This window comes from Actinopolymorpha sp. B11F2, assembly GCF_040195635.1.
Classification (GTDB): Bacteria; Actinomycetota; Actinomycetes; order Propionibacteriales; family Actinopolymorphaceae; genus Thermasporomyces.
The window spans coordinates 1-11334 of the sequence record NZ_JBEFTX010000019.1; the positions used below are offsets into that span (position 1 = coordinate 1).

Sequence of the window (11334 nt, forward strand, 5' to 3'; positions counted from 1 at the left end):
ATCTGTACCAGCCGCTCAGCCTCCTGCGGCTCCAACTCCCGAACGAACACCTCAGGCCGACGTGCCATCACTCACCTCCAGGCACAGCCTGCCATTACAACGCCAACGTTCCTTGATGAGGCACTAGATCCGGAGTCAGAGTACGCGCTCTTCACAAGAGTCGTTGCCGCGTCTCGAGGCACGACCGGGTCCAGCGGGGGCATTACGCTGTTGGTATCGCATCGCTTCTCGACGGTCAGGATGGCCGACATGATTGTGGTCGTCTCTGGTGGACACATAGTCGAGGTGGGTAGTCATGACGATCTCATGGCCCGCACGGGCCAGTACCATGAACTGTTCAACCTACAGGCGAAGGCATACCGTTGATGGTTCGCTCCCGCCAATCAGGTGGCGAGGACGGACGCTTTCGCCACTCGCGGGCCTGGACCGCGCGCGGGCGGTAGCCGCGATAGACCTTTGCCAGTTGGGCTATTAGCGGCCGCCGGCGCAGGACTGGTTCCAGTCTCTTCGCAGCAACACGCACACCGCCAACGGAGCACCGTGCGGTCCTTCAAACTTTTCGCTCCAGAGTTCGCCCGCGTACCGCATGCCGATGCGCTCCATCACCGCACGCGAACGTTCGTTGTGGCGGACGGTGCACGACACGACGGCCTGCACCCCTAGGTCGCCGAACGCAAACGCCAGCCCGGCGCGGCCGATCTCAGAGGCGTACCCGCGCCCCCAGAACTCGTGCCGGAGCGCCCACCCGATCTCGAGCCAGTTCGCGTGCGCCAGGAATGGGCGCCGACTCTCATGTGCGACGCGCACCCACGGCTCTGCCGGAAGGTATGCGTAGATCCGACCCCAGTCCTCGTCAACCGGCGTGCGCGACAGTCCGCCCCGACCGACAACCTCGCCGCTCACCCGGTCGTACGCCATCCACTTGTGGACGCCTTGGAAGCGCCACGACTCGCCCATGGCCTTCGCCTGGTGATCCATCTCCGCAAGGCTCGGCTTCCGTTGCCGTACCAAGGGCGCACCTCGTCGTCGCTATGGACAAGCCACAGGTCCTCGGTATTGGCGGTGCCCACCGGTTCAAGCCGCAGGCGCCTCGTGAACCGGGACCCACCATCGTCGGCCGGTATCGAGTCCTCCACGGTGCCCGGCGTCGCACGATCGTCCTCACCCATGTCGCTGGACGTTAGCGACAGCGCACAGCGCACTCAACACGTTTGCCGGCCGGGGGACAGGTCGGCTGACCACGCTTACGCAGCGAGGATCTGTGCTGCTGCGTCGGTGAGTGCCCTCGCATCGTCGACTGATCTGAGAAAGCCCTGCCTTCGCCGGTATGCGACAATCGCCCCGAATGGCGCATTGCGCCAACGGAGCGGGAACGCAAACACCGCGTGGACGCCAAGGGCGAGCGCCGCCTTTGCATAGCCGGGCCAACGAGCTTGGACTTGTGGCGCAGCGAGATCAGGCACGAGGACCGGTGTGTTCCGAAGTACGGCATGCACACCAGGGCCCTCGGCGCGCTGTGATCTCAACTCGTTGAGCGCTTCGCTGATGCTGTCGCAGCACCACAACATATGCCACATGAGTAACCCATCCTCGATGTCGATGCGACTGGCACAGATGCCGTCGACGTCGAGGATTCGGGCGCAGTCCTCTGGCGACACCACGCCGAGCGAGTTAGCTGGACATTCGTCCAGTTGGCGTAGAAGGGTGGCCATTGGTGGACTAGGCATTTCTAGCCCCAGGACCGCAAGGTGAACATATCGGAAAGCCTCTTTGTGATCGACTTCAATGTCGCCGACCAGACTTCCCGGCACGCCAATGCGACCCTACTGCGACTGTCCGCAGCGTGTCTAGGTTGACGGTCGCGCCGGTCTAGTACATCTCGCAGGTCAGGCAGGTCGGAGTCTCGAAGCCCGCTGCGGTGGGTCTGGTCGTACCGCCTGAGTAGCGCGCGGGCGCCAACGCCGAGCATTTCCTCACCAACAGGCAAAGGGCGATCGACCGCACTGTCACAAGTCGGTGGCGTCGGGCGCCTTGTGGTTGGCACAGGCAAACCAACGAGACAGGAGCCACCCATGAGCGACGACGGCCGCCTGGACCCGGCCACCACGGCGTTCGTGGCGCACCGCAACCTGCTCTTCACCGTCGCCTACGAGATGCTCGGCTCGGCGGCCGACGTGGAGGACGTCCTCCAGGAGACCTGGCTGCGATGGGCGAAGGTCGACCTCGACACGGTGCGGGACCAGCGTGCGTACCTGGTCCGGATCACCACCCGCCAGGCACTCACCCGGCTGCGGGTGCTCGGCCGGCGCAAGGAGTCCTACGTCGGGCCGTGGCTGCCCGAGCCGCTGCTGACCGCACCCGACGTGGCCGAAGACGTCACCGGGCGCGGGCACACGTCGCCGCGCGCCGACCGCGCGGGGTCGCTTCTCCGGCCGAGACCCGCGACGCGCTCGAGGCCTTCCAACGGGCGGTCGAAACGGGTGACATGCAGAGCCTGCTCGACATCCTGGCCCCGGATGTCGTCGCCTTGAGTGACGGTGGCGGAGTCAAGCAGGCCGTGCTGGCGCCCATCGTGGGGGCTGACAGGGTGGCTCGCTTGCTGGCCGCCCGCTGGGAAATCGTCGGCGCCGAGACGTCGGTCGAGCCGGTACAGCTCAATGGCTGCCCGGCTCTGATCATGCGGCTCAACGGGGAGATCGACGGCGTCGTGGCGGCGCGGGTCGAAGACGGCTTCGTCACCGGGCTCTACATCGTGCGGAACCCCGAGAAGCTGTCGCGCGTGGAGCGGGAGACCGCTTTGAGCCGTTGAGCTCAGGGCTCGGTCGCCGACCGTTGCCGCCGCGACGCCTTCCGCGCCCAGAGTTGACCCCTCACGTCACGTTGGTCCGGCCGCCGAGCAGTCACGAAGGCCTTGCCCCGCACGGTGGAGCCGCGCGAACCGGTGAGAGCTACGCCGACGCGCTTTCCGCCGAACGATCCACCAGACCTCCGGCGCGCCGTGTCTCCTCTGAGAGGAACAACGAGCGAAAGATCGAATCCCACCGCCCATCGTGATCCTTCCGGGGTTGGCGGGGTGATCGCGGTGTTCACGCTGGAGGGCGGCACCACGTTTCGCGTCACCGATGGGCCGCGTCGTACCGAGTGGCCCGTGGTGTCGGGTGATCTCGTCATCGTGCGCGGGCGCGCCTGGCCTGCGCCGTGATCCAGTAGTGACCAAAAACTTGTCAGATGAGGCGTCGTGCGAAGCCGGTCTCTAGCTGCGTAGCCTCCACGAGATAGATGACATTGCTGCGGCGCGGTCCGCTCTCGAGGCGTGGAGTTCAGACCGGGGCCGACGCGGCAGGAACCGCGTACGCGATCGGCGCATCGATCGCTCAGCTCGACAAGTACGTTGCCGGGTGTGCTGACATCAGGCGTCCGCTGTCGCGCGCTCTATCGCTGTTCACGAAGCTCTCGGAGCTGTCCTTAGGGGGTTGTCCTTTCCGTGCCTGTGTTTGGTCCTGGTCGTCGACGCCGTGTCCCGAACCGGTATCTGCTGCATGTTCGCTTGCTGTGGCACGCAGCGCCCGGCATGGCGGCCGCCTGTGTGGCGCTCGCCGTGATGCAGGCGACTGCGATCACGGTGGCAATGGTCGCGTCGGGCCAGTTGGTCGAGTCGGTCAGCGCAGCCGTTCGGGCGGGGGTGGGTTCAGCCGCGGCGGGCGAGTCGTGGATGTGGCTGATGGTCACGGTGGTGGTGTGGGTGGCGGCGCCAGTTGCGGGGGCGCTGTCTCGTGGCGTCGAGGAAGTCACTTCGGCGCGATATCTGGCCGCGTACTACGACCTTGTTGCCGACACGGGCGTGCGTCCGCATTCGGTGGCGCATCTGGAGGACCCAACGGGTGCGCAGCAGATGGAGTCGGCGGTCGATGCGTCGCGGGACTGGTTGTTCCTGAGCGGGATCGGCGGCACGTGGGGTGCACTGTCGAACAGGTTGAACGGCGTCGGCGCGCTGATTGTCGTGTCCATGTGGCAGTGGTGGGTCGGCCCGGTCCTGGTGGGGTGCTGGCTCCTGCTGTCACGTGCGGTGGCGCGTTGGCGCAGTGCGGTCTTCGACGACATGATCGGCGAGACCGGTCTAGGGCGGCGGCGCGCGTCGTACCTGCAAGGTGTCCTGGGTGGTCGTGCCGCGGCGAAGGAGATCCGGCTGTTCGGGCTGGGCGGGTGGCTGCTCGACGGTTTTGTGGCCATCTGTCGCGAGACGATGGCCATCGTGTCGTCGCGGCGCCTTCGCGGGGTCGGCGGCACGCTGCCGCCCCTGGTGGTGCTGTTGGTGGTGAACGCGGGAGCGTTCGCGGTCCTGGCCGCCGACGCCGCCGCAGGCCAGATCTCCACCGGTGTGCTTGTCGCGGCAGTGCAAGGGATCTTGGGTTTGGCTGCGTTCGGGTCGCAGGGGGATGCGGAAACCGGGCTGGGACGCACCGCATCGTCGGTGGCTGCGGTCGCGGCTTTTCGGGCGCAACTTGGCCTGACGTTCCTGCCGGCTCCGGTGCGGGAGGAGTCCCGTGGGGCGGCGGCGGGTGTGGACTCGGCGAACGTGGGCTCGGCGGGCGTCGTCGAGTTGCGAGATGTCACGTTCGGCTACCCCGGTGCAGACGGGCCGGTACTCGCGCACCTCGATCTCACGATTCCGGCCGGGCAGTCGGTCGCTGTGGTCGGGGTCAACGGCGTGGGGAAGTCGACGATCGTCAAGCTCCTGTGCGGTCTGTGGAGTCCGCAGGGCGGGGAGGTCCGCATCGATGGGTTGGACCCGAGTGTCGACCCACAGGCGCGGCGCAGGATCTCGGTGATCTTCCAGGAGTTCGTACGCTTCGGCCTCTCGGCCCGGGCGAATGTCGAGGCAGGCGCGGGCTGGAGCCGGGTGGACGATCTCGATCGGCTCGCGGTCGATGCCGGCGCCGATCCCGTGGTCGCGGGCCTGGACGACGGGTGGGACACGGTGCTCTCGGCGGAGTTCACCGGAGGTACCGACCTGTCCGGGGGCCAGTGGCAGCGGATCGCACTTGCCCGGGCACTGGCCGCTGTACGGGCAGGTGCGGGAATCCTTGTGCTGGACGAGCCGACCGCGGCGCTCGACGTACGTGCGGAGGTCGCGCTGTTCGAGTCGTTGCTACGGCTGCGGTCGGGGCTGACGACGATCCTGGTCAGTCACCGGCTGTCCAGTGTTCGGCATGCCGAACGGATTGTCGTGGTCGGACCTTCAGGCTCCGGCGGCGCTCGGGTGGTCGAGGACGGTACCCATGATGACCTTGTTGCTGCTCGAGGAGACTACGCCCGGCTCTTCGAGCTGCAGGCGTCCCGGTTCGCCGCTGCCAGCGGTGTCGCATGAGCCGTGTGGTGGATGCGGTTCGGAGCTTCTGGCGCGCCATGCGCTTGCTGGTCACCTCGTCGATTCGTGTCGCGCCGTGGCAGGCGGTGCTCTGCCTGGCCGAGACCAGTGGCGTGCTCCTTCAACTGCTGCAGCCGCTGTGCCTGGCCTGGTTCGTTGCCGGCGCGGTCGCGCACGACACGTCGCTGATGGCGCTTGCCGCCGGTGCGTTCGTGGCGCAGATCGCCGTCGGTCGGGCGCTGATCTGGTTGGGGATGAACGCCCGTGCCGGCCAGCTGGAGCGGGTGAGCTGCGCCTTCGATGCGCGTATCGCCGAGATCACCGCATCGGTTCCCACGATCGAACACCTCGACGACCCGCACTATCTCGACCAGCTGCAGATCATGCGGGAGGAGCGGGGATCCCTCGGGCTTGCGGTCAACACACTGCTGAACAGCCTCAGCGGAATGGCCGGCGTCGTCGGCGTCATCGCGCTCGCCGCGACCGCTGACTGGCGAATGCTGCTGGTCGCCGTGGCCGGTATTCCTGGCGTCCTCGTGGGTCCACTGCTGGCTCGTTGGCAGGGCCGGTCCGAGGCGGCCGGGGCTGAACCGGGTCGGCTGGCCGCGCATCTGATGCAGGTGGGTAGTTCGCCCGCCGGTGCCGGTGAGATTCGGGTCTTCGGGCTGGCCGACCCACTGCGTAGCCGGCTCGCCGCCGCCACCCGTGCCTGGTGGGCGCCGAAGGTGGGACTCGCGGTGAGAGAGTCTGTGGTCAACATCGCGGTGCAGGTGGTCTTCTACGGTGCCGCAGGTGCGGTCCTGGCGCTTCTGGTTCGCGACGCCATCGCCGGTCCGGTCAGCGTGGCCGAACTCACGCTGGCCCTGCTGCTGGTCGGCCGGCTGCAGGGCGTGAGCGGCAGCCTGCGCGGCATCATCCACGACGTAGCCGCGATGACCCGTACCGCCGGTCGTTTCCTTTGGCTCGTCGACGAAACCGCGCGGATCCGGGCGGCGCACGCCGGCCGGGACACACCCCCAGCGACGCTCAGGGATGAACTCGTACTGGATCGGGTCACTTACCGGTATCCCAGGCACGAGCGGCCGGCGCTCGAGGATGTCTCGCTCACCCTGCCCGCGGGCCGTGTCATCGCATTGGTAGGCGAGAACGGCGCCGGCAAGACCACGCTGGTCAATCTGATCACCGGCATGCTCACGCCAACGAGCGGATCCATCCGGCTCGACGGCGTGGACCTGGCCAGCCTCGACCCGGCTGGGTGGCGGTCACGGCTCGCCGGGGCGTTCCAAGACCACGTACGGTTCGAGTTCCACCTCCGCGAGACCGTCGGAATCGGCGACCTACCCGCACGCGACGACGAATCCGTTGTACGTCGCGCGATCCAGGCGGGTGCGGCCGAAGCCGTTCTGACCTCGATCCCACGCGGCCTCGATACCCAACTCGGCGTCACCTGGCCCGGCGGGGTCGACCTGTCAGGTGGCCAGTGGCAGCGACTCGCCATCGCCCGCGGCATGATGCGCGGCACGCCGCTCATCCGCATCCTCGACGAACCCACCGCCGCACTGGACGCCGCCACCGAACACGAGTTGTTCGACCGCTACACCCAAGCCGCAAAAGCAGGGCGGGACACTGGCACCATCACCATCCTCGTGACCCACCGCTTCTCCACCGTCGCCGCCGCCGATCACGTCGTCGTCCTCGATCGCGGACGCGTCATCGAGCAAGGAACCCACACCGAACTCATCGCTCGCGGCGGCCACTACAGCGAGCTCTACGAGCTGCAAGCCCGCGGGTACCGCTGAAGACCCGCCTGGCGTTCCTTGACCTTGGCCGGCGCCGATCAACTCCTCCCAACCGAGGGGCAGGTTGACGTCATTCCGGCCGGTGGCGGCCTCCGCCGGTGCGGTAGTGGAGGTAGAGCGACGTCACTCAGCGGTCTGCTTGGGCGTGATGGGTGGTGACAGCGCGGCGAGCAGGTCGTGGTGGATCCGGCCGTTGGAATACAGCCCACCGCGCTGGTCCGGTGTGATCCCGCCGCGGTGGTCGGTGAACGAACCGCCGGCCTCGTGGACGAGCAGGATCCAGGGTGCGTGGTCCCAGGGGTGGCAGCACTCCACGAAATATGCGTCGAGCTCGCCGCGGATGAGTTCGACAAGGGGTAGTGGCGTCTGGGCCGGTTGCCGGGTTCGGGCCGGTAGCCGGTGGGCGAGTGGCAACGGGTGAGCAGCGACGAGCGCGTCTTCGATCGCTGCCGTCTTCGAGACCCGCAGCCGCCTGTCGGGCCCGCCGGTCGCGCGTTCGTACGCCCCGGTGCCGGTCTCCGCCCACCAGCGGACGTCCAACGCCGGCGCGTCGACAATGGCCACGATGATCTCGCCGCCGCTGTCGAGGGCGATCTGGATCCGCCAGTGCGAGTCACCGCGGGCGAACGCGCCTGTTCCGTCGATCGGGTCGAGGATCCAGGTCCGGTCGCCGGTTCCATCGCCGCCGAACTCCTCGCCCAGCACTCCGTCGTCGGGTCGCAGTTCGGCGAGCGCGTCCCGGAGGAGCCGCTCCACCGCCCGGTCCGCCTCGGTGACCGGGCTCGCGTCCGCCTTGGTCTGCGTGGTGACGCCTCGCTCGAAGTAGTGCCGCGCGACCACCGCCGCGCGGTCGGCAAGCGCGTGGGCCAGCTCGAGGTCGGACGATGCGCTGGTGACCGGTGCCGTGGCGGGCGGGTGGTTGGCACGCGTGGACCGGGTGTTCGTGGCCTCGCGAGCCGCGGCCACCAGCGTCGGCCCAAACCACTGCTCGCGCTCGAGGCGTTCGGTGAGCATCGTCACCTGCGGCGCGATGTCGGCGCCGTTGGCCCAGCGCGCGCAGAGATGGTTGCCGAGGTTGCTCAGGTGGAACGCACTGCGCAGATCCGCGAGCAGGTCGAGGTCGCCGACATCGGTGCCTGCGACGTCGAGGTAGCCGCGTACGAAGGTGGCCGCCCGGGCCACCGTCGGCCGCGCCAGCGACGCGGCGATCGCGATGTCGGCCAACCGCAGGTCCAGGTGCGCGAAGTCCCAGTCGACGACCGCGCCGACACCGCCGTCGCGCATCAGCACCTGGCCCGGAGCGAAGTCGCCGTGGGCAACGACCCGCGGGAACGAATTGATCGACGCCGCGCTCAGGCGTCCGTGCACGTCCTCAGCCATCCGCCGCAGCCATGCCCCCGCCGCACCGAACGCCCGCTCGAAGTCCGGCAGAACCTCCGCCATCGTCCGGCCACCACCGGGGCGCGGCACCGTGAGGAACTCGTCGAGCCGGCCCCAGCCCGGTCGTTGCCCGAGCCGATCCGCCGGCTTCGCGGTGCGCTCGTGGAGCTCGGCGAGCAGCCGGCCGTAGCTGGCCGGGTCCTCGACCGGGACGGCCGGGTGTGCGCCGTCGACCCAGCTGAACGCCACCCAGACCGAGCCGTCCACCAGCGTCGGCCCCGCGAGGACAGCCGCGACCGGCGCGCCCACCTCGGCGAGGGTCACCAGGAGGTCGCACTCGTAGGCGACCTCGGGCAGGAGCCGGAAGGGCGGCGACTGGCGCAGCGCGACCGGCTCGCCATCCCGGTAGGCCCGCCAGACCTTGCTCACCCGGCCGCCGACGATCGGCTCGGCGTCCGGGCCGTCCAGCCCGAGCGCGGACACCACGTCGGCGGCGATCGATGCTGAGATCGCGAGCCACCTCCTCGACGGACCCGCCCACCCGAGCGGGAGCCACGATCGAACCTAGCGCCGCGGCGCCGGTCAGGACGCCGATGTCCGCACCGTAGAAGGCCAACGCCGGCCGCCCGCCGCCGTCCGCCCGCTCGTCCGGAGCGCCCGGGCTGCTGGCCAGCAGCAACCCGTGTCTCTCCCTAGGCTCCAGCTACCTCTGTTCGGCCCTGGTGGTGGTCAGGAAGTCCAAGAGGTCGCGGTAGAGGATCGAGCGGGTGCCGGTGAGCATCGCGACGTGCCCGCCGGGGCATTCGGCTACCTGTGGTGGTCGACGCAGCCGGTCGATGAGCGCGAGGCTGGCAGGTGGCGGCACGATGTGGTCGGCCCCGGCGACGGCGAGCATGATGGGCACGTTGAGGCTTTCCAGACGTGCTGGTCGGCCGTCCACGGCCCAGCGGCCGTCGAGGAGGGCGTTGCTGCGGGCGTAGTCGACGAGGTCGAACAGCAACGCGCCGGGAATAGGCGTCTGCTCCCAGACCCACCGGGACAGTGGCCCGGCCGTCGCTCGCCAGGTCAGATCCCGTCGCCGGCGCCAGGTCTGGCGGGCCGCGCGCAGTGCGATGGGGCGGAGCCAGTGGAAGCTCTCCCGGATGAGCGGGGCGGGCAGGAGGCCATTCCCATCGAGGGCGAGAGCGGGCGCCAGCCGTGGTGAGCGGAGGAACCCGCCCATGCGGCCCGCGGCTGCCGTGTCGATGAATGGGGCAATCGCAGTGAGGGACGCCAGCCCGGCATCGCCGAGCGCCGCGTGCGCAGCCAGAGCCAGCGTGCCGCCCAGGCAGTAGCCGACCAGATGCACCTCCGGCTGGCCGCTGTGCTCGCGGACTGCCTGCTCGGCCAGCATCAGCCTGGCGACGTAGGCGTCGAACCCGCAGCCTTCCTCGGCGGGTCCTGGGACTCCCCAGTCGAGCAGGTACACGTCATGGCCCGCGCCCCGGAGCGCGGCGATCAGGCTGTGGCCCGGCGCCAGGTCGAGCACCCAGGAGCGGGTGACCAGCGAATGCACGACGAGGACAGGTGGGCCGGGTGCACGATGTCCGCTCATGTAGCGCCGGAGCACTGCCGGACCGGACCGCCACACCACCGAGGAAGGAGTGGCCGGCACACTCGCACGGGACAGCCCAGCGGCAATTTCGACGACATGAGCCCAGGCCGCCAGCGCTGCCAGCAGGCGCGCACAACCCGCCCGAAACGACCGACCAACGCGGGCGATCCGGTTGGCTCGCAGCAGGCCCCGGTCTGTTGAGGTGAGATGCCGCCAAGAGACCCCCGACAAGGCGACCAGGGCGGCCGCGACGAGCATCGCAACGACGGCGACCACTACCCAGCGCATGGGACATCACCCCTCCCGTCCATGGATGTTCCTCCTGCGGGCATCAGGCTAATGCCGCGGCACCGATATGATCGCATTGACTTGCCAATGGAAATCGTTATCGTAAAGGGTTGTCGTGACTGCTGGCCGCGGTCGTTCAGGAGATGGTCCGCAACGCGCTTGCGGACCCCTTCATTCTCGGTGTGTCGTCGGATGCTTCGGTCGGCGCGAGCGCGGTCGTGGGTTTCGGCTTGTTCGCGGCGTTGGGGATCCACGCGTTGTCCGCGGCTGCGTTTCTGGGCGGCGTCCTCAACGACGTCACCATCATTCAGGTATCGGCCGTGTGGGAGCTGTCCGAACTGTCACCCACGATGCCGACCCGGCGACTCTTCACCGGAGCGATGCGTATTGGACACGACCACATCGCCTCCACCGTCTACACCATCGCGTTCGCCTATGCCGGCGCCGCCCTCCCGTTCCTCCTGCTGATCTCGCTCGACGACCGTCCATTCCTCGCCAGCCTCACAGGTGGTGAACTCGCCGAGGAAGTCGTTCGCACACCGGCTCCTCGACGAGGGGTTCTTGTCCCGACGAGACGGCCCGTTGTGCCTCATGTCCGCTGTGCCGTTATGCGGTCTATTTGACCTCCCTTCTGTCGATAGGGCAACGCCAAGTTCTGTCGAACTCAAGTCGGGCTCGGCGCAGCGCAGATAACCTCCTGGCTGAGGACATTCGCTGAGTTCAGCTGCGTCCAGGTGGGCTACGGGGGAAGCCCAGAACGGGAGCAGTCATGGCGTCCAAGAGTCGCGAATCTGATGCGACAACCTGGTCAACAACTCCTCGGGAAGTGAACGGCAGGTCCCGACCTCACTCGTGCAGCTCAGTCTCCCGATAGCAGAACTCTTCCGTTTCGCCGCGCCGGGAAA

8 protein-coding genes and 1 pseudogene are annotated in these 11334 nt (G+C 68.3%); 5 read left to right on the forward strand and 4 right to left on the reverse strand.

The window, feature by feature from the left end; translation table 11 throughout:
* Window positions 1–471: 471 nt before the first annotated feature.
* Together ABN034_RS27515 and ABN034_RS27520 are read right to left on the reverse strand one after the other, a co-directional pair.
* Window positions 472–1011, reverse strand: coding sequence for a GNAT family N-acetyltransferase (locus ABN034_RS27515; protein ID WP_349693884.1), 540 nt, complete (start codon window positions 1009–1011; stop codon window positions 472–474).
* A 233-nt stretch (window positions 1012–1244) separates the two neighbouring features.
* A complete protein-coding gene (locus ABN034_RS27520; protein ID WP_349693885.1) occupies window positions 1245–1712 on the reverse strand; it encodes a GAF domain-containing protein in 468 nt (155 codons plus the stop codon).
* 360 nt (window positions 1713–2072) lie between these two features.
* Between ABN034_RS27520 and ABN034_RS27525 the strand changes: the two are divergent.
* From ABN034_RS27525 to ABN034_RS27540, 4 genes and pseudogenes are all read left to right on the forward strand, one after another.
* A pseudogene (locus tag ABN034_RS27525) lies at window positions 2073–2809 on the forward strand (sigma factor).
* Between the two features lie 264 nt (window positions 2810–3073).
* On the forward strand, window positions 3074–3202 hold the full coding sequence (locus tag ABN034_RS27530; protein WP_349693886.1) for a hypothetical protein: 129 nt from the start codon (window positions 3074–3076) through the stop codon (window positions 3200–3202).
* A gap of 345 nt (window positions 3203–3547) precedes the next feature.
* On the forward strand, window positions 3548–5368 hold the full coding sequence (locus ABN034_RS27535; protein WP_349693887.1) for an ATP-binding cassette domain-containing protein: 1821 nt from the start codon (window positions 3548–3550) through the stop codon (window positions 5366–5368).
* Window positions 5365–7167, forward strand: coding sequence for an ABC transporter ATP-binding protein (locus ABN034_RS27540; protein ID WP_349693888.1), 1803 nt, complete (start codon window positions 5365–5367; stop codon window positions 7165–7167). The genes ABN034_RS27535 and ABN034_RS27540 overlap by 4 nt, the downstream gene beginning before the upstream one ends.
* A 123-nt stretch (window positions 7168–7290) precedes the next feature.
* Here the strand turns inward: ABN034_RS27540 and ABN034_RS27545 are convergent, their stop codons facing one another.
* Together ABN034_RS27545 and ABN034_RS27550 are read right to left on the reverse strand one after the other, a co-directional pair.
* A complete protein-coding gene (locus tag ABN034_RS27545) occupies window positions 7291–9033 on the reverse strand; it encodes an inositol monophosphatase family protein (RefSeq protein ID WP_349693889.1) in 1743 nt (580 codons plus the stop codon).
* 217 nt (window positions 9034–9250) lie between these two features.
* A complete protein-coding gene (locus ABN034_RS27550; RefSeq protein WP_349693890.1) occupies window positions 9251–10429 on the reverse strand; it encodes an alpha/beta fold hydrolase in 1179 nt (392 codons plus the stop codon).
* A 122-nt stretch (window positions 10430–10551) separates the two neighbouring features.
* Here ABN034_RS27550 and ABN034_RS27555 point away from each other — a divergent pair, with 122 nt between their 5' ends.
* Complete coding sequence (locus ABN034_RS27555) at window positions 10552–11052, forward strand: iron chelate uptake ABC transporter family permease subunit (RefSeq protein WP_349694013.1); 501 nt, start codon at window positions 10552–10554, stop codon at window positions 11050–11052.
* Window positions 11053–11334 lie beyond the last annotated feature (282 nt).